The organism is Nocardia sp. NPDC051756 (assembly GCF_040681495.1).
In the GTDB taxonomy this organism is placed as follows: domain Bacteria; phylum Actinomycetota; class Actinomycetes; order Mycobacteriales; family Mycobacteriaceae; genus Nocardia.
This window is the reverse complement of the sequence record NZ_JBFAYV010000008.1, coordinates 394,239-412,525: the sequence shown is the minus strand read 5'-3', so window position 1 is coordinate 412,525 and position 18,287 is coordinate 394,239. Positions and strand designations below refer to the sequence as shown.

Genomic DNA, 18,287 nt, shown 5'->3' with positions numbered 1-18,287 from the left:
TCCGGATCGAGTATGACCATATGTCAGGGCTGTGCGGGGCAGTCGATTTCGGTCGCCGATTCCGCGATTCCACTCATGCCCCTTTCCCGAAGCCGGGCGATTTCACCGGCGGCGAACTGATGCGGGCTGTGGAGTGTGGTGCTGAGGCCGCCTAATCCTCCGGTGGATATGTGGGTTTTGCTGCGCAGATCGGTGTCGGTCGGGATGCGGATATCGAGGGTGTAGCAGCGGTGCTGACCGTTGTGGCGCAGTGTGAGTTCTGCGACGTTGTCATGCTTCCACGCGAGTGACAGCGGCTGAATTTCGGTGGCGATTACGCCGCGACGTGCGACGTCTCCGGCGAGAGCGTCGAAGCATTGTGATATTTCGACGGTACCAGGTGGCGGGCTGATATCGATATCCCAATAGCGGCCGCGCGATTCCGTGCGCGGCTGGTAGAAATCTGCGAAGCGCTCGTTCCGGTAGATGGTTTCCGCGCAGGCGCCGTTTCGGTCGATGGCCGATACGAGCAGCCCCCGGTAACGAATCCTGTGTGACACCCAGTCGAAATCGGCGGGAACCGTCAGAACGTCGCCTTGGTTGTCGAGGAAGAATGCGAAGAACCAATGTGGCGCGGTCTGCGCTGATTCGGTGTCCGGATTCTCCCGGAGATAGAATCGTTTGACGTGCGGGAAGAGAACGTCGAGCCAGGTGACTGCTTCCGCATAACTCACCTCGGCACCGGATCCCACGCTATCGGCATCGGACGCCGCCGAGACGAGCACACTCAGCATGTGCACCGGCCCGGTGGCGGCGAAAGTGCCATCGTCCTCGACCCGCCGGCTGCCGACCTCGGTGACGATGCCCACGCTCGGCTCATCGCAGGACTGCCCGCGTATGGTCCGCGTGACACGTTCCACGTCACCGCCGGCCAGCCGGGTGAGGTCGGCAGCAACCGCGGCAGCCTCATCGGTCAACCGCGGTGCCAGTTTCTCTCGCAATCTGTCGATCGCAAGCTCCGGTCGTCTGCTCATCAGTCGATTTTATGCCCGGCCGCGGCCAGGTGATCTACGAACGCGGTCATGTCCGCGCCGAACCGGCTTGGGCTGCTGATCATTTAATCCCCCTGCCCTTGGCTCCCTTGTCCAGGGCCGCGGTTACCCAGAGGTCGCAACGGAGCTTGGTCACCGCGCCGTAGTCGCAGTAGACGGTCTGCAGACCGAGGGGATCTCCCGCCGGCATGCCGCCCTTCGGCTCGCGCTCCGCGCCACCTTCGGTGGACGCGGCCCGCACGGGCACGCTTATCTTGTTCGCGCAGGCCTCCGGGTCGTGGGAACCCTTGGGGCATTCCGTACCGCCGTTGGCGTAGGCCAAGAAATTCCAGCCGAAACCCCAATCGTCTGTTTTGGTCGTTACATTCGACGAGGGGGCCGCCAGCACGAATTTGACCGCCCGCAAGGCCGTAGCCCTATCATAGCCATCCTGTGAGCGTCCGATGTAGTGCCGATTCTGAACTTTGTCGAGTCCGAATCCGAATCCATTGGCCGCCTCGAGAGCCGGATAACCCTGGGACGATTTGGGGACACAATAGAAGCCCCGCCGGATGAACACCTCACCCGCCGTGGGATTGTCGTAAGAACCCAGCTTTTCCGAGCTATCGTAGCCGGGAAAAATCGGGTTCGCCGGGGTGCCCGTGCAGTCGTCCACATCCGCCTGAGCGGCAGGAATATTATTCGACACAGTGGGCAGCGCCATCAACACCAGGGCGATAACCGCGACGAAAGACGACAACGGCATTCTCTTAGTACGACGCCGTGTAATAATCATACGTCTCACCTCTGTCGATGTAGATGATCGAGCCATTCTGGAAGCCTTGCCCCACTCCATTACTGGATTGCGGGAGCGATACCGCTTCGACCGCCGTGGTCGGGTAGCCGAACTTTCCGCTTTCGAATCCGAACTGGGCGAAGACAGCCAGCACGCTGGGCGGTACACGCCAAGCACCGATCACGGGATACCAATAGATAGCGGAGCCGTCCTCGAAGTTCGCGAAATGTCCGGTGCCGTCCGCGGCGACCTGCTCGTCGCCGAGCGGGAGACCCATCTCGCCGTCCTCTCGCCCGAATGAGGCCCATCGGTCTCGAACCGCGCCGAACAGCAGGCGCGACCCGGTCTGACCGGACCAGATGATCGTCCCGTTCTCGAAGTTGTTGTACCGACCGTTGTTTTTCTTCGCCGATAGTTCATCGGTGGTCGGGTACCCGAGCGGGCCGCCCTCGGCCCCTACCGAGTTCCACTTGTCCCGGATCGCGCCACCAATGGCGTAGGCCTCATTGAGATGCCAGTAGATTCCCGCACCCTGGAATTCCTGGCGGCGTCCGCCGTTCGCGGTGGGAATCTCGTCGGTCGTCGGATAGCCCAGGGGTCCGGACTCCCAGCCCTGCCGTTGCCAAGCGGCGAAGAAGTGATTGACCACCGGGTGCGCGCCCCCGGCTGGAGACCAGTAGATCGGACCGTTCTGGAATGTGGAACGCTTTCCGAATCCGTCGGGGTTGGACAGTTCGTTGCTGGTGGGCCACAGCAAAAACGAGTTCGGGCCGCCGAGTTCGTTGTATTTGTCGCGGATCGCCCCGCAGACCTCGTACGGCGCCGGCCAATAGACCTGGCAGCCCGGCGTCGCCAGCGCCGCACGCTGCTGTGCGCGCCCCGCTACCGCGGCCTCCATCGTCTCGGCCTTGTCGGCCTGCTCTTTGGTGAATCCGCCCGGAATTTGCTGGCAATCCGAACGCATCCGGCCCGGAACCACCGTGGACTGGGGATCGCGAGTCGGCTCCCATTTCTCCGGAGAACGAGAGCTCGAACCCGGAGCGCAAACCGGTCGCGTCGGCGTGGTAGCCGGAGCCCGGGTAGTGCTCGGGGCCGGAGTAGCAGTGGTCGATTTGGCCGGAGTGGGCGTGGCAGGTGAAGACGATTGCGGCGCAACAGGTGTCGACGTCGCCGCCGTGCTCGGTGCAGTACCGGTGGAGGTCGCCGATGGTGTGCTCGATGCGTGACTCGACGATGGGGGCGAAGGCGAGTTCGAAGGTGGACCTGCGGTCGCGATCTGTGTTCCTGTCGCGATCAGTAGCAGGCCGACGCCAATCACACTGGCCTTGAGTGGAATTCGCCTCCCCGGTCGACGCCGCCACGGCATAGATATCGATGAACGACTCACCCTGCCCCCTCCGCTTTGAGATTGCCAGTTCATAGCTGGTATGAAATCAGGATGGCACACGAAATCGTTGTTGTCAGTAACGAAGCCTGGGGAATCGCCAACTGGGGACGAGGCCCTGTTCGGGTGTCGGCGCCGAACGCCGACTGCGGCACCGACTCTCGCGCCTGTGCTGTCGCCGTCTTCGCTACGACGGTCGCGATAGGCGGGGTCCCTCCAGCAGCTGTCGGCCGCGTAGCTGATCGGGTACCGGTTTTTGGAACTCCACACCGCCCCACAGATCGACGCGTCGACCCGTGGGGCGGTGTCGGACGTCGAATCTGCCGTATGGACCTGCGTTTGTCCGGGTGTCTGCGCGGGTGGTGAAGTGCAGCGCGGAAGACATCGAGGCGTGGCTTCGCGGTCGGCGTACCGATCCGTCGGAGGTGGCGGCATAGTGGACGGCTTGGTGAATTTGCCCGTGGGCGTGCGCATCTCATCGGATATCGAGGAACGTGCCGATTACGGATTGCGCCCGTTCAAGGCTCGTGTCCGGTGGACGGACCCGATTACGAAGAAGCGCCCGTCGATCTCTGAACCGTTCGCTACCTACGACGAGGCTGCACAATGGATTGCCCGCCTGGAACGCAAAGCAGCGCAGGGTGTTGATCCCAAGACTGCGACGTCGACACTTGCTGAATACGGAGGGGTCAACTGGGAGCTGGCCATGCGCGGACTCGAACCCAAGACCCTCGACCTGTATGACGCTGGCTGGCGGCTGCGAGTCGTGCCGGTTGCCGGGCATCTTCCGCTGACCATGATTACCGGCGGCGTGGCTGATCGTGCTGTTGCGCAATGGATTACGAACGGCAACAGCAAATCCTTGGTCAAGAATGCGCTCGCCGCCTGGGGGAGGGTGATGAAACAGGCCGTTCGCGACGAGGTGATCGACAGAAATCCGGTCGACGTCCGAGGCTGGCAGAAGCTCTACGTACAGATTGAGGACGAGCTCGAGGATCCGCGTTCGCTCGCGCTACCGAACTGGACGGCGCTGACGGTGCTCTGCGATGCATTGGTGCAACGTTCGGCAGATCACTACCGCGGCTGGGGCGATGTGGTGACCTTCGCAGCGTGCACTGCGGCCCGCATCGGTGAAGTCTCAGGGTGTCGGGTGCGCGACATCAACACCGAAACCTGGAAGTGGCGGATTCGCCGGCAGACCACGCCGTCGCCGGGCGGGATGGCAGACAAGGGCACGAAGGGAAACCGTATCCGGTACGTGCCGTTGATCGAGGAGGTTCGGCCGTTGGTGCTAAAGCGCCTGGAACAGGTCGGGCGGGATAACTTGGACGCGCGCTTATTCCAAGGTCCGCGTGGTGGCCGGATCGCCACGGGCGTGCTGCGGGACGCGACCCATTGGGATGAGGTGGTGGCCGCACACGGGTATGAGCACCTGCGCCGGCATGACCTCCGCCATACCGGGCTGACGTGGATGGCCGATGCTGGCGTGTCCTTGCACGTATTGCAGAAGATCGCCGGACACGCGGACAGCCGGACCACAGAGAAGTACTTGCACCCCGATCAGCGGGAGCTGACCGACGCCGGGGACAAGCTGTCCAAGCACCTGCGGTCCCGTTCTGGTCCCGCTCTGCGGGTGGTGTGAGAATGATGAAACCCCTCCGACCGAGGTCAGGAGGGGTTTCTCTCTGTCGGGCTGACAGGATTTGAACCTGCGACCACCTGACCCCCAGTCAAGAATTAGTACCCGATAAGGACAATTTACGCACGGTGCGCTCGATATGCCTGCGCGTAGGACGAGTATATCCGCTGGTTACGGGCGTAGCGGGCAGAACGGGTGGTCCACAATTGGTCCACGACCAACCTGTGGTTTGCGCTCTTGTCCACGACTGGTCCACAGAACTGAGGCAGCAACCGAGATGGCCGGCCAGACACGACGTTGCCTACCTGCCCGGCCTGTCGATGCGCCAGATCGCCGATCTCTATCTAGGAGAAGGGATCACGGCGCCCGACGGTGTGAGCCAAATGCTGCCTCCAGAGGTGAGGCACTCGACCGCACGGTCCGGGGTGCGGTTAGCCGCACCGCCGGGTGCGTGAACGATGACGAGGCATTGGACCACGCTGTCGCCGGCGTCCTGCGCTGGTGAGTTGTAGTGGGCGTACTGGCTTTCGATGTTTGTGATGCCAAGCTCTTGGCCCGGCCTGTTGTTCGAATATCAGACATAGTCGCGATGTCGCTGAATGGTTTGCGACACTTCGAGTGTGACGATCGAAGATCGAGATCGAAAGATCCTGTGGGCTCGTGCCCACAACTCCTGTGCGGTCTGCAAGACGACTCTCATCCTGGACGGGAACCAGGGTGACCGCGAGTCGGTCGTCGGGGATGAGGCGCACATCGTTGCACGGTCCAAAGGGGGGCCTAGGGCAGGGCTGATCAGCAGCTCGGATCTCGACAAGTACGAAAACCTCATCCTCCTGTGCAAGGTGCACCACAAACAAGTCGACGACCAGCCCAACACCTACACAGTCGAACACCTCCGGCAGCTCAAGGCTGACCACGAGCGATGGTCCCACGCCAAACTTGGCGAGCCTGCAAGGGATGGTGGTCGCACTGATCGCCGACCCGTGGCACCTCCGACGCCCGCAGGGCGGGTCTTGCTGACCGCGTATCCAGTCAAGAAGGAGTTCGTTGTCAGCCGCAGCGGAGAGGAGGAGAACTACGCTGTCCCAGCAGGTTTCGACATGCTCCTCCTCGACCTTGAGCACATGTTCGAGGTCGCGCTAGATGGCACCGGGTTCTCCGCTGAAAACATTTGGTGGGAACTCGGATTCGATCCTGTGGACGAAATCAACGAATACACTGCTCGCCGAATGGTATTCACCTTCAGGCCAGGTCACGTTCGACCGCCTTACGGTATCCGTGTCACCTTCGAAGAGCGCGGAATGATCACCAAGCATGGCTTTCGTCCTGATCTGGAACGGCCTGAATGGCGCGGTGGTTTCGGTACTGGACCGTGTGAGCTCAAGGGGCTGATCTTCGATGTGGGGATCGTGACCGATAACGCCGTTAAGGATGGTTACGAATTCCAGGGACCGTGGATGTTCCGAATTATCGAGGACCCGCACAAGGGTAAGTGTGTCGAGGGTTTCTGTGAAGCAACGTGGACGAAGCCTAAGCGGTGGCGAGTGTCGCCGAAATAGAGTGTGCCACCAGTTCTTCAGATCGGGCAGACGAGTCTAAAAACCTGTGGGCACCCAACACTTTGCGGTCATACCATCGCCATATGTCAGTGAATCCACCCGGAGCAACTGAGCTCTGACCCTACGGGTCGGCCCGCGATCGTCCTACCTATCGTCTCTTGGCCTTCGGTGGCCAATCCATCGAAGCCAGCACACCGAGGTCGGCGTTGAGGTAAGGACGAACGGGTCTCGCTCGTATGTGGTGTACGATAGAACCCTTGCCTTCACGCGGGTGAGGTCACGAAAGTAGACCGCCATGGCGTCCAAATACCGGCCAAACCCGACCCGCAGATTCTCGCCACTACCTATCCAGCCTCCGCAGCTCGATCTGTTGCGTTGGCCTGGTTACGCGACGCTGATCGAGATGCGTAGGCGGATATCGCGTTATGTCATCGAAGCTGTCGCCGCGGCAGCCGCACTCCTCGATCGAGTAGAGCTTCTGGCGAAACATGAGGCTGTGATTCGCGGGAGGAATTCTCTCTACAGAGGCCGCACCTGCAGCACGAGAGGAGTGGCGGTCCTGAGGGGCTCTAACGAGCTATGGGCACTGCTGTACCCATGGATTGGCGCCGAGTGCGCTGGGCTCGTTCGGGCATTCGGGCCGGAGCTTCAGGCTGTGGGAGAGGAATAGAGGAATGCCTAATTGTGAGGTGGTGCTCGACCTGGCACCGTCGGTGGTGGAGCGGCTGCAAGCAGAACTCGGCGCACCGGCAGTGAAGATACTTAGTTGCTTGCGAACTGCCAAGGCATTCTTGACACAAGCTGAAACGGACGAATCTGGGCTCCGGCTTTCAGCGAGTGCCGCCTACAATGTGCGCGAGGCGCTGAATCATGTAGTCGAGGGGCATGATCCAGCCGAAGGTGGACTGACAGCAGTGCTGACAGCTTGGCGCGTATACGAGACGCAGACAGCTGTGCCTGGGACAGACCAGGAGGCCGCTCGCGAGGCACTAGATTCCATACTCCGTCGCGTGTCATCCGGAGAATCCCGCGCCACAAGCTACTCCCTGAAACTGCTCGCCAAGCTGCGAAGCCGAGCAGGCATTGATCCGCGCTCAGGTCCCGCTGATCTAATCGCGGAGTACCAAGAACTGCGTGGAATCGCCAATGACGGTGTGCACGAGGAGCTGTCGTTGGCGGAGGTTAACGAGCTCTTTGATCGAGTTGTTACTTGGTTCGGTCGGATGTTCATTCCGCCGGACGAAGTTGCGGACGCGATTCTGGAGCTGGCCGCACAGCCTTGGTCGTCAGCCGACCAAGTCGAGGCGTTGGCGAGCATCGCCACAAATGATCACCATTTGAGGCTGTTTTTCGGCGCGGTGCAGGATCCCGCCTGGCTGACGCCGTTGCACGCGGCTCGCATCGCCCAGGCTCCATCAACGAGTTCAGCTTGGCCGGTCGCTGCGCTGCGTGGCGGCCTCGGCCAGACAGCCCCCGCCCAGGTCGCGGAGTTGCTGCAGTTGATTATGACCGACATCGCGACGATGGAATCCGAAGTACAGGCCGCCGCTCGATTCGAAGTGCTGAGAGTCGCTGTGTCGTTGGGTGCCGAAGGCTATCCGGTTATGGCGGAGATCGCTCGCTTGCACAGCGATTCACCGAATATTCGGTCTTTCGTTGTACATGCGACGTGCGATGCGGAGCCGTACGAACCCGTGGTCGGGCAGGTGGCGGACGCGGTTCTTAACCATTGCAGCGACTTCTCGAGCGGAACCCGATACGACGCCACGGAGATTCTTGTGCATCTCGTTGCTGGCGTTACCGACGACAATCTCGTTGAACGGGCCCGGATGATAGCGGGCAAGACCAGGCGACTGGCTCGCGGCGACAAGGCAGGTCATGTATGGCTCGGCGTCCAGGCACTCGGCCTGGACCTTGATGATCACCCGCAGCCACTATTGCTGTTCGCACATCATCTTTCACGTCTGATATCCGCAGCGCAAAAGAGCGATGTGCCGTTCAGGGAGCAATGGAACTGGGTGCGGAAGTTGTCGGGCGAGGTCGGCGACCGCCTACGTGGCCAAGTCTTGGCGCATGCCGACACTCAACCTATCTCCGATGGAATCGCCCACATCGCCCAGCGGATCACGCATGCACTTACGACAGCAGAGGACCTCGCCCTCGTGGCCAGCATCATGGCTCGCGAGCCCTCCGCGGAGGATCTCCGGCCATGGGTCGAAGCCTGCGGGACGCCCTCGCCGTCACCAGTCGATGAAGACGACATTCCTGCCGACTGGCGTCGAATGTGGCGCTGGGCGGCGCTTCTCCCCGACAGTGTCCTGACTGCCTGGGCTGACGCCATCACTCGGACCTCTGAACTCTGGAACGATCAACCAACAACGCAACCTCTCATCGCCGATCGAAATTTCGCCATCGAGTTCCAGGTTGTCGAGTCTCCTTACGGCATCGATGATCTCTCTGGGCGCCCCCCTTTGGAAGTTGCCGCTATGGTGGCATCTTGGAACCTCGGTGAACCCAGCAACCATGGCTGGGGTGACTCCTTTCCTCTTGCACGTGCGCTGGAAGAGGCAGTGGCGGCAGATCCGGGGCAGTGGAGCGCTACCCCGCAGGCCATCATGTCCGCTCTGGGGACGAACCAATACGTCGAACACTACGTGCGCGGACTGACAGCCGGTGCCGCTGACATTGGCCCCAATGCACCCCAGGTAATTGATGCCGTCGTCGCCCGCATGTTAGAGATATTTGAGGATGCAGATCAGCCGTATGGATTCAATGATGGTAAAGACACGCAAGAGCTCCAAAAGGTGCTTCTCGACCTAGTCAGAGGATTAGCGAATCACGAAGGTGATATTTCAGCAAGGGTAAACGAGATGTGGGACGTCTGCGAAAGATTGATCCATAGTGCTCCCGAAGGCGGCAAGGTCGGTTCGTCGCCGTTAGAGCGTGCGATCAACTCTTCGTGGGGCCAGGGCCTGCAAACAATGCTGGCTCTAGCTGGCTGGGAGCACCGCAATACTGGCAGTGTTCGGATTGAATTCACACAAGCACTGAATAATCTCTTAGGGCTCCCCGATGGCGCCGGACTGGAATTCCGTGCCATCCTGGCATCCTCGCGTGCGTTCCTGGAGAACATCGCTGGTGAGTGGCTCGAAGCATGCTTGCAATCGTTCTTCAGGCGGGATCCCTTCGGTAAGCAAACGTTTGATCTCACCTTGAAGTGGGCTCATCCCACTCCTTGGCTGTATCGCCACTGCGCAGATGATCTGTTCGAAGCAGCAAGACGCCACGCAGACAATGTGGCGCGAATCATTGCCATCGCTACTGTTCATGAGGTGTCGGGCTACGATCTCGATACGCTGCTTCGCCGGCTGAAAAATGTACCGGACGTGCTCGCCGATACGGCCGAAGATATCGCCTATCTCGTTCAAGGCGCTGAACCGGACTCGCTCAAACTCGCCGCCGCTGTCAAGTTCTGGACTCGACTTTTAGGCGGTGACACGACCACAGTGCAGATAGCACTCGCCAGACTCGGTCGCTGGTCTTTCGTTAACAATATTGACGACGACCAATGGTTACAGCTGACTGCTCGTACTCTGGAAGCAACTGGCGGACGAATCAACTATCCGATGTCCGTTGCTGACAGGCTCGTTCGTGCACAGGCGACTGAGGTAAGTTGTCGTGTCTTCATTCAACTGCTTGACAACACCGACCAGTGGGAGCGTCAACATATCGCAGCGAAGGCCACCGATATGCTCCGTGCCTCACCGGAGCAGTTGGCGGACCACGCGTTCTCCGACTTGCGCGCACGGCTCATCGACCTCGGGTTCTTCGGGGCTCGAATCATTTCTCCTTCGAATGGTGCACCGGGATGAGCAGTGCCCGGTCATTGCTGGCAGCAGTGCTGACATCGCCGATCCTGACGCCCAGGTGGTGGATTTGAGGACTTGTGCCGCACAGAATCTGCGCATCGTCGGAGAAGTGAAAAGTATTCTCGTCACCCACGTTCCAGGGAACGACGATGCGTCGGGATGTGTCAGGGATCTGGCCATGGGGCAGAACACAATGCTCCAGGACGTGCGGTACTTGGCTGACTAGGAGCTTTTCGCTAGCGAGGAGTTGACCTCCGGTAACCGACCCTTACCGACATACGATTGACTTCACCAGCTTGATCACACCCACTGGGTCAGGGGCGAGCGAATATACGGTGATCTCGTGGTAGGAAGGATCGTCGATGCCGAGAGGCGGTAGTGGTGCCTCGCGCAGCCGAACCACAGTCAGACCAGTGGCAAGTAGGTCTCGGCTCTTGTCGGCATCCAGCTCGCCCTTGTCGGCATGCCAGTACGCACCGTCGTACTCGATGGCCAGCTGTCCGCCCGCTGGTAAGTCGACAAGAATATCGATAGTCCATGCTCCGCGGCGCGTGAACATGTCGGAGCTGATGCGCTTGCCAGAGGCTGCGTTGCCGAAGATGTGTCGTGCTTCGGTCAGGTGGGCGAGTTCGACGATCGACTTGCCGCTTTGTTGGCACTCGGGGCACGTCGAGCCGGTGACCCGCGATGTTGGTGACGATTGCCAGCGGTGTGCAGGATCGTTGGGGCACACCCAAACTGGTTGTTCTCCGAGCATCGTCCCGGTGGGGCGGATATGCCACGGGGTTGCGTTGTTTTCTGGTGCCCATTGGGCGGCCAGCTCGGGGTAGTGGAAGGCCAGGGAGTCGAGCACCGTCCCGCATTCTGGGCATCGGAGGCGGGCGTACTTGTCGCGTTCACGTGGGGTTGCTTCCCATTCGTGACCGCACACGGGGTCCTTCCACCACGCAAGGCGACGCGACTCCGGGGAGACCTCAGCCAATTGCCAACGACCGTTGCGGGTTGGGTGCCACTGAGAGCTGATCTCCGGACTCAGCCGTGATGAGGTTGGGTCCGTCGTTGCAGCAGCGGCGTTCGCCTTGCGGGTAGCGTTCGCGCGGCAGGACGGACATCCCTGCTCCAACCACCGCTCCGGGCGGCTGCGAGGCTGGTGCCCGTTGGGACACCGGAACTTGAACAGCCCGAACTCCAGAACCGGCACTTGGTCAGGTGGCGTCGGGTCGTTCCACTGGGCTGCCAGTTGGGGGATGTCCGCGACGGTTTTGGTGCTGAGTTCCGCCTGACGAAGTGCGTGCTCGCGCTCCCATTCGGCCTTGCATGACGGACACGACCTGTGCCATGTGTGGTCTGTCATTTCCCGGATGACGGCGGTGAATCGCGTGCCGCACACCGGACACCGCCATCGGGCTTGTTTCGGTGATCGGAGTTTGGCTGTCTGCCAGAGTGATTCGGGGTTGGCGTCGTGGTCCCACCACGAGACTGCCTTGTTGTCGGAGTTGCGCAGGAGGTTCGGTGTCTTCGGGGCGGCTTCGTTGACGGGTGTTTGGCGTTTGGGGTTGCGGTGGCAGCTACTGCAGCCCCAGCCCATGTCGCCCGTCCGTTCGGCTCTGATCTTGCCGCAACTCTTGCACCGTGTCCGGTGCGGGTCGTCCTCCAGTGATGGGTTAGTAAGTGGGCCAAGGTATTCAAGCCCGTTCAGTTCGGCGTGCTGGCGCACCGCTTCCAAGTCCACTGGTACTGCCGCGCGGTGTGAGCGCCGCCGAACACCGGCTGCCCATTGCCGCCAGAAGCAAGCACGGCACACGGGTTCATTGATCGCGTTCTTGTCGAGGATGTAGTCGAACTTGTAGTGCGCGTCGCAGCCACAGGTCGTGCAGCGCGTCAGGCGGTAGGCATCACGCTTGGTGAAGGGTTCGAGCGGGGCAAGCCCGCCCTGCAACAGAATCGCGGTGATGTGCTGGTCGCACCAGGCTGGCCGAGTTCTCGACTTGAACGCAGCTTCGTTAGGACACTCATCAACAGCACAGGTGTTCATCGTGTTGATGAAATATACCCGGAGGTGGGCGGCGCCGGAATGCTGCAGGCGCGCCGCATGTCGTTCGCCACCGTTGTTGTTGTGGGACCACCGACAGCAGTGCAGGAGTCGTTCAAGCGTCTGCCATAGCGTTGGCGTGAATACCTTATGTACAGCGATCAGCCCGAATCGCCCGCCACGTCAGCGCGGATATTAATCTCGTCGCGCTCCAGCGATCGGCTGTGAGCGGACGGTGAGGATTTGTTGTGCCTGTCCGATTGGTCCGCCAACGTCGTGCAGGGTGGTGCTGGTGAGCCCTTGGCCGGCGGGGCCGAAGGTGACGGTGGTATCCAGGCCGACCCAGCGTCCTGTGGGCTGTCGGTAGAAGTGGATGGTGAGGTCTACGTTGGGGAACATCCAGGTGGCTGGTGATTGTCGTACTGCGATGCCATTGGCGGTGTCGATTAGTGCGATGTAGGACGCCAGCGGGCTGCTGGTTTCTCCCGCTATGAGGTCGAGTCGTGTGGTTATCCACGCGGTGGTTTGTCCAGGTTTCGGCGGAGCGACCGGCCGCATATCCAGGGATGCGATATAGCCGCCTGCCCAGATATCGGTGAGCGGCCACGAGTCGAGGGTCTCGGGTGGAGGTAGTTGGCAGGAAAAGTCGCCTGCCACAGCGGCCGTGTCGAAGGTTCCGAGTAGCCACGCTCGGGCACGGACGGCTGCTTGACCGGCGATGACTACGGTGGCCTCGATCAGTTCGATGGTTCGTCCGCGGCGCATGGTCTCGACTCGGATCTCGCATTCGTCGACGGCCAGGCGACCCAGGATGTCGAAGCTGATTCGGCTGAGGACTTTGTCGGTGCTGGCCTGCGCGGCCAGGTAACGGTCGATCGCGTGGACAATGAGGCCGCCGAGGGGACTGAAGTGTTGCTCATCGGGGCTCCAGGCTCCGCCGGTGTAGGCGGTTGGCTTGTATCGGTTTTCGCCGACGCGCATGAAGTAGTTGTCCGGTGCCGCGGGACTCATGCACTATTCCTTGTCGGTTTGGCTGCGGCCCGAGCTGCCGTTGCGCGCTGGGTGTTGAACACCTGGTCCAGGTGGTAGTGCAATACCGCGATGGCTTGTTCTTCGGTGCGCTGGCCGACCATGACGCTGGTGCCGAGGCCGTTGGTCACGGTGACCAAGCGGGTTGCTTCGATGGCGACGTCGATGCCAGGTGCCAATTCACCTTCGGCGTCGGCGTGTGCCAGGGCGCCGGCGAGCCGCTCCTCGAGTCGGTCGACACCGCTGATGAAGGGTTGTTCGGCCAGTCGGGGATCGGTCATGGCGAGAATCGCGTAGGAGGTGCCGAGTAGATGGAAGACGCGACTTGGCTCGTCAGTGGGTAGCGCTTCGAACAGGAATGCTTCCACGATCGCGCGTGGCGAGGGTGCGGGCAATTCCGTCAGGCGTTGCGCCCAGCGGTGGTGGCTTTGCTGTTCGAGGTGTTGCAGTGCTCCGATCAGGAGCTGTTCCTTGTTCTGAAAGTAGTACTGCACCAAGCGGAGTGAGACGTTTGCTGCTGCGGCTACTGACCGCATGGTGACTGCGTGCAGTCCTTCGCGGCTCGCTACTTGGACGAGAGCGTCGGCGATCTGTGCGCGTCTGGCTGCGTGATCGGGGGTTCTAGGCACGGTCGCTCCTTCCGCTCGTCTTGCACACTAAACTATGATACAAACGTATACTATACATGTGTATCACTGGGGAGGTCGCTATGGCACAGCACGACGTCCGGAATGGTAGTTCGGTCGAAAAGCGCAGCGGTGCATCGGGAATCGTGCTGGCGGTAGCGTGTGCTGCCCAGTTCATGGTGGTGCTCGATATCTCGGTGGTGAACGTTGCGCTGCCCTCGATTCGAGATGCGCTGGGATTCGACGAGGCCGGTCAGCAGTGGGTGGTCAACGCGTACGCCCTCACCTTCGCGGGATTTCTGTTGCTCGGTGGTCGGCTGGCGGACCTCTACGGGCGTCGGCGGGTGTTCGTGTGGGGATTGGTGTTGTTCACGGGCGCGAGTTTGGCTGGTGGACTGGCTAATTCACCGCTTCTGCTGGTGGCAGCTCGGGCGGTGCAGGGGTTGGGAGCGGCGGTGCTGGCACCCGCGACGTTGACCATTCTCACCGCCACGTTCCCGCAAGGCCCGGCTCGGACCCGAGCGCTGGCGACCTGGACTGCGGTCGGCATCGCGGGCGGGACAGCGGGCAACCTCGTCGGGGGAGTGCTCACGGAGTATCTGTCGTGGCGGTCGACACTGCTGATCAACGTTCCGATCGGGACCGCAGCGGTGTTGCTGACCCTCCGCTATATCGCTATCGATCGCCCGAATACGGCACGTCCACCACTGGACATCTTGGGAGCGGTGCTGGCTACAGGGGGACTGGGGGTGCTTGCATTCGGCATCGCCGAGGCCGCCAACTCCGGCTGGTCAGCACCGACGACGATCGCAAGTGTCGTAGTGGGCCTGATTCTGCTGGGCGCGTTCGTAGTGGTCGAGGCACGATGGGCGGCGTTACCGCTGATTCCGCTGCGACTGTTCGCGATTCGGTCGGTGGCGATGGGTAATGTGACGATGCTGCTGGCCGGGGCATGTCTGAACCCGATGTGGTTCTTCCTCACGTTGTCGATGCAGAACGTGCTCGGCTACAGCCCGTTGCAGACGGGCCTGGCGTTTCTCCCGCACACGGTCGTGGCGATTCTGATCGGCGTACGCGCAACGCCGTGGCTGATGCGCCGGGTAGACGGACGAGTTCTGATCGCAGTGGGCTCGCTGCTGGCCGCTGCCGGATTCTGGTGGCAGGCACAACTCAGCCCAGACAGTAGCTACCTCGTCGGGATTCTCGGTCCCGCAGTCATATTCAGTATCGGTAGTGGTCTGCTCAATACTCCGATAACCACCGCGGTCACCTCCGGTGTCGCCACCGAAGACGCGGGCGCGGCGTCAGGCTTGATGAACACGACGAAACAGGTCGGCGGTGCGCTCGGCTTGGCTGCGCTCGTCACTTTCGCAACGCCGCACGGTGCCGTGGCGACGGTTCTGGTCGAGGCTTACAACCGAGCCTTCTACGCGATTGCGGCGATCATGGTCGCGGTTGCGGTCAGTGCGATCGCCTTGCCTGCTGGCCGCGATCGGGATTGATTTCCCGCGCTGCCGGCATCGAACTCCGCGACTCTTTGGTCTCGACCGGCTTTCGAATCGTCTTCGAAACCCAGGTGTGATTGTCGTTGTGTGAAAGCTCGAGCGCTATTTGCGGCGCCGTCCATCGGTTCCATCACGGCTAGCAGCGGCGACCTCCAGATCCTCCGGTCAGCTGATCCACTGGACAATCATCTGGACACCATTGTGCACAGTTTCGTCGATGGCTGTCGCAACCACCCGGACCGGGCGCTTCTCCAAGTGCCAGTGGGTTTGTCGTGGCGGTGCTACACATGGTTCGAGATCGGTCGGATGGTTGATGAGGTCGCACAGCGACTCCTGGACGAGGGTGTTGCGGGTTCGGTGATCATGTTGTCCGGGCCGAGCCTCAGTCATCTCGTTCTCAGCTTGGCGGCTCAATCGGTAGGTTTGCCAGTGGTGCCCATCAGCCCGGCCTACTCGCTGAAAGCATCCTCACCGCATCGACTCCAGGCAATGGTGTCGATGGTGCAGCCCGAGGTGGTCTTCGCCGAGTCAGCGGAATTTCTCCCTGCGGTGCGCGCGCTGGCTGCCCGAATCAACCTGAGCGCGGACACGGTCGACGGGATGACGGCGCTCTCAGCGTTTACGACACCAGCGACTATCGCGGTGGATGAGGCACGGCAACGGGTGCACGGTGGGACGGTGGCGAAGATCATGTTCACATCCGGTTCCACCGGCATGCCGAAAGGAGTTGTCAATACCCATTCGATGTTGGCGGCCAATCAGCAACAGCTGCGCCAGATCTGGCCATTCATCGCCCATGAGCCGCCCGTTCTGCTCGATTGGCTACCGTGGAGCCATACCTTCGGCGGGAACCACAATCTGAACCTCGTCTTGACCAACGGCGGTACCTATTGGCTCGACGACGGCACGCCGGACCGCATCGATCGGACAGTTGCCAACCTGAACATGGCTCGGCCGAATGTGTATTTCAATGTGCCCTTGGGATATTCACGTTTGATTGAGCGTTTGGAGCGGGAGCCTTCAGCGGCCCGTGTGTTCTTCTCCTCTGCCCGGATGGCGTGTTGTGCCGCTGCGGCGATGGAGCAAAGCGTGTGGCACCGGCTCCTGACGTTGGTCAAGAGCTTCGATTCGCCTACCGTTCTCACATCATCCTGGGGACTGACCGAGACCAGTCCCGCATGTACCTCGGCTCACTTCGAGTCCGACAACCCGAGAAATATCGGCGTCCCGCTTCCTGGCGTTGAAGTGGCCTTGCGCAAATCTGGTGACGGTATCGGCAAGGCCGAGCTCTGGGTGCGTGGTCCTAATGTCGCCACGCGTTATCTGACCATCGACGGCGAGCGGTCGGCTGTCGATGACCAGGGCTGGCTACGCACCGGGGACGCCGCGACTCTGGTCGAAGCTGGAAACCCAAGCGGGGGATTGAGTTTCGATGGCCGGCTCGCCGAGGACTTCAAATTGTCCTCCGGAACGTTTGTCAATGCAGCGGTGGTGCGCTCGCGCCTGCTCGAGGCCGGGGCGGGAGTGATTCGTCATGTCGTTTTGTGCGGTCAGGACACGGACTCGGTGTCAGCGATTATCTGGCTCGAACCAGATTGTCCGCCAAGTGATGTCATACGATCGAAGCTCTCCGGTATTCTAGCCACGGTGGCGATCGGCGCGGGAAGTTCCCAGCGGGTCGCTCGGGTCGTGGTGGCAACTACGCCACCGGACCTGGGCTCAGGTGAAATCACCGACAAGGGTTACGTCAACGGCGCACGTGTCCGCGCTCAACGCCAGGAATTGGTGGAATTGGTTCTGCGCGGCGAAGCTCCGCAAGTCATTCACGCCCCCTGGGCGGTTGGTCCCGGCGACGGGTAGTCGGGATCGTCAGCGCCGCTGAGGATCTGCATGTGCAGGCGCTGAAATGACTGCGACGGGTCGATGCCGAGCTCGTCGCGCAAACGACGGCTCAATTCGGCATACAGCTCGAGCGCTTCGACGCGTCGACCGGCCCTGGCCAGAGCATCCATGAGTCGATAGGAAAACCATTCGCGCAGTGGGTATCTCGTACACAGTTCATGTAGCTCGACGATGACCTCGCTGTACCGGGACAGCCGCATTTGCGCCTCGATGGCGAGTTGCTGCGCGGCCATGATCTCCTCTCCGACCCGGACCGCACCGCCGTGGAGGACCTGTCCCGGATTGACGTCCATCAGGGGATCGCCGTGTACCAGGCTCAGCGCGCGCCGGGTGAGTGAGACGGTGATGTCTGGTGACTCGTACAGGTGCGCCCTGGCCTTATCGGCCAGGGCGCGAAAATGGTCGAGGTCGATATCGACGACCTGGGCACTTAGTACGTAGCCCTGCGATTCGGTCCGCAGTACCTCTCCGCCACGCTGGTCGCCTTCGAGGTTGTCGATTGCCTGCCTCAGTTGATAGATGTAGGTCTGCATGGTGGTCGTGGCGCTGCGCGGCGGGTTTTCGGCCCACAGTTCCGCGATCAGCGTTTCGTGGGTGACCACCGAACCTGGCCTCATGGCCAGCACGGCTAATACTTGGCGAACCTTGGGGGAGAGTGTCGCGTCAACTTTTCCCACCCCAAGTCGGACCGGACCTAACAGCCGAACGGCGAGTCCTACAGGCTCGACCGCCAACCCTCCCTCGAGCAGCTTCACCATAACCTCCAGAAATGATCTGGAAACCCCTGCAATCGGCGCTGATTCGGAATCCCCTCCAGTGGCATCCAGACTGGCCGGATTGGTGCCGCCCCCGCAAGCCAACGCCGCAGTCACGGCCACTTGGAGACACGGCGAACGCTTCTGAACGGAAGCAGTGCGACATCTTTGCAACTTTATG

12 protein-coding genes are annotated in these 18,287 nt (G+C 61.3%); 5 read left to right on the top strand and 7 right to left on the bottom strand.

What is annotated here, in order from left to right; genetic code table 11:
* Positions 1–23 precede the first annotated feature (23 nt).
* The 3 genes from AB0M22_RS34555 to AB0M22_RS34545 form a co-directional block, all read right to left on the bottom strand.
* Positions 24–1,013 carry a hypothetical protein gene (locus tag AB0M22_RS34555; RefSeq protein WP_364735880.1) on the bottom strand — a complete coding sequence of 330 codons (990 nt, stop codon included), beginning with the start codon at positions 1,011–1,013 and terminating at the stop codon, positions 24–26.
* 79 nt (positions 1,014–1,092) lie between these two features.
* Positions 1,093–1,806 (bottom strand): hypothetical protein, encoded by a 714-nt coding sequence (locus tag AB0M22_RS34550; protein ID WP_364735877.1) that lies wholly within the window; start codon positions 1,804–1,806, stop codon positions 1,093–1,095.
* Positions 1,781–2,785: a hypothetical protein gene (locus tag AB0M22_RS34545; RefSeq protein WP_364735875.1), complete on the bottom strand. Its 1,005-nt coding sequence runs from the start codon at positions 2,783–2,785 to the stop codon at positions 1,781–1,783. Before AB0M22_RS34545 ends, AB0M22_RS34550 begins: the two co-directional genes overlap by 26 nt.
* Before the next feature lie 841 nt (positions 2,786–3,626).
* On the opposite strand from AB0M22_RS34545, the gene AB0M22_RS34540 reads away from it, so the two are divergent.
* The 3 genes from AB0M22_RS34540 to AB0M22_RS34530 all read left to right on the top strand — a co-directional run bounded on the left by AB0M22_RS34540 (position 3,627) and on the right by AB0M22_RS34530 (position 10,260).
* Positions 3,627–4,832, top strand: coding sequence for a site-specific integrase (locus AB0M22_RS34540; RefSeq protein ID WP_364735873.1), 1,206 nt, complete (start codon positions 3,627–3,629; stop codon positions 4,830–4,832).
* Between the two features lie 617 nt (positions 4,833–5,449).
* The gene (locus AB0M22_RS34535) at positions 5,450–6,388 is read left to right on the top strand and encodes an HNH endonuclease signature motif containing protein (protein WP_364735871.1); all 939 of its coding nucleotides are present in this window, start codon (positions 5,450–5,452) and stop codon (positions 6,386–6,388) included.
* A gap of 689 nt (positions 6,389–7,077) precedes the next feature.
* Entirely contained in the window at positions 7,078–10,260 is a 3,183-nt protein-coding gene (locus AB0M22_RS34530; RefSeq protein WP_364735868.1) for a hypothetical protein, read from the top strand.
* Positions 10,261–10,525: 265 nt separating this feature from the next.
* On the opposite strand, the gene AB0M22_RS34525 is transcribed toward AB0M22_RS34530, so the two are convergent.
* The 3 genes from AB0M22_RS34525 to AB0M22_RS34515 all read right to left on the bottom strand — a co-directional run bounded on the left by AB0M22_RS34525 (position 10,526) and on the right by AB0M22_RS34515 (position 13,947).
* Entirely contained in the window at positions 10,526–12,292 is a 1,767-nt protein-coding gene (locus AB0M22_RS34525) for a zinc-ribbon domain-containing protein (RefSeq protein WP_364735863.1), read from the bottom strand.
* 192 nt (positions 12,293–12,484) lie between these two features.
* Positions 12,485–13,270 carry a thioesterase family protein gene (locus tag AB0M22_RS34520; RefSeq protein ID WP_364735861.1) on the bottom strand — a complete coding sequence of 262 codons (786 nt, stop codon included), beginning with the start codon at positions 13,268–13,270 and terminating at the stop codon, positions 12,485–12,487.
* Between the two features lie 26 nt (positions 13,271–13,296).
* Positions 13,297–13,947 carry a TetR/AcrR family transcriptional regulator gene (locus AB0M22_RS34515; RefSeq protein ID WP_364735859.1) on the bottom strand — a complete coding sequence of 217 codons (651 nt, stop codon included), beginning with the start codon at positions 13,945–13,947 and terminating at the stop codon, positions 13,297–13,299.
* An 80-nt stretch (positions 13,948–14,027) separates the two neighbouring features.
* Between AB0M22_RS34515 and AB0M22_RS34510 the strand changes: the two genes are divergently transcribed.
* Both AB0M22_RS34510 and AB0M22_RS34505 read left to right on the top strand, forming a co-directional pair.
* Entirely contained in the window at positions 14,028–15,446 is a 1,419-nt protein-coding gene (locus AB0M22_RS34510) for an MFS transporter (protein ID WP_364735857.1), read from the top strand.
* Between the two features lie 90 nt (positions 15,447–15,536).
* Positions 15,537–17,309: an AMP-binding protein gene (locus AB0M22_RS34505; protein WP_364735855.1), complete on the top strand. Its 1,773-nt coding sequence runs from the start codon at positions 15,537–15,539 to the stop codon at positions 17,307–17,309.
* On the opposite strand, the gene AB0M22_RS34500 is transcribed toward AB0M22_RS34505, so the two are convergent.
* Positions 17,273–18,106 (bottom strand): AfsR/SARP family transcriptional regulator, encoded by an 834-nt coding sequence (locus tag AB0M22_RS34500; RefSeq protein WP_364735852.1) that lies wholly within the window; start codon positions 18,104–18,106, stop codon positions 17,273–17,275. The two genes, AB0M22_RS34505 and AB0M22_RS34500, sit on opposite strands and share 37 nt — an antisense overlap.
* Positions 18,107–18,287 lie beyond the last annotated feature (181 nt).